Source organism: Achromobacter sp. DH1f (assembly GCF_000633435.1).
Classification (GTDB): Bacteria; Pseudomonadota; Gammaproteobacteria; order Burkholderiales; family Burkholderiaceae_B; genus Achromobacter; species Achromobacter deleyi.
Window position 1 is genome coordinate 1 of record NZ_AYMF01000022.1, and the last position, 577, is coordinate 577.

The 577-nt window shown below is 62.7% G+C and carries 1 protein-coding gene; it reads right to left on the minus strand.

Features of this window, described 5'->3' with window-relative positions; genetic code table 11:
• On the minus strand, positions 1-500 hold a 500-nt coding region (locus U858_RS0118090), incomplete at its 3' end, for an amino acid ABC transporter ATP-binding protein (RefSeq protein WP_025138561.1).
• Between the last annotated feature and the right edge of the window lie 77 nt (positions 501-577).

A 577-nucleotide genomic window follows, 5' to 3' on the forward strand; every position in this document is an offset into this window, starting at 1 on the left:
GGCTCATCGAACAGCATGATCTTGGGGCTCATGCACAGCGACCGGGCAATCGCCACGCGCTGCTGCTGGCCGCCGGACAGCTGGCCGGGGAATTTCTTGGCCTGGTCCGGAATGCGCACGCGTTCCAGGTACTTCATGGCCGTGGCTTCGGCTTCGGCACGCGGCTTTTTCAGCACCCACATGGGGCCCAGCGTCAGGTTCTCCAGCACCGTCAGGTGCGGGAACAGGTTGAAGTGCTGGAACACCATGCCGACGTCCTTGCGGATGGTCTCGATGTGCTTCAAGTCGTTGGTGAGCTCCGTGCCGTCCACGATGATGTGGCCTTTCTGGTGCTCTTCGAGCCGGTTGATGCAGCGGATCATGGTGGACTTGCCCGAGCCGGACGGCCCGCACACCACGATGCGCTCACCCGGCGCCACGTCCAGGTTGATGTTGCGCAGCACGTGGAACTGGCCGTACCACTTGTTCACGTCCTGCAGTCGAATGATGGCATCAGACATGCCTGTACTCCCTAAGTATCGCGGTGCGCGTCCGCTTCGGGCGGACGCGCGGCAAAAGTGCGGGGCTGTTGACCCTA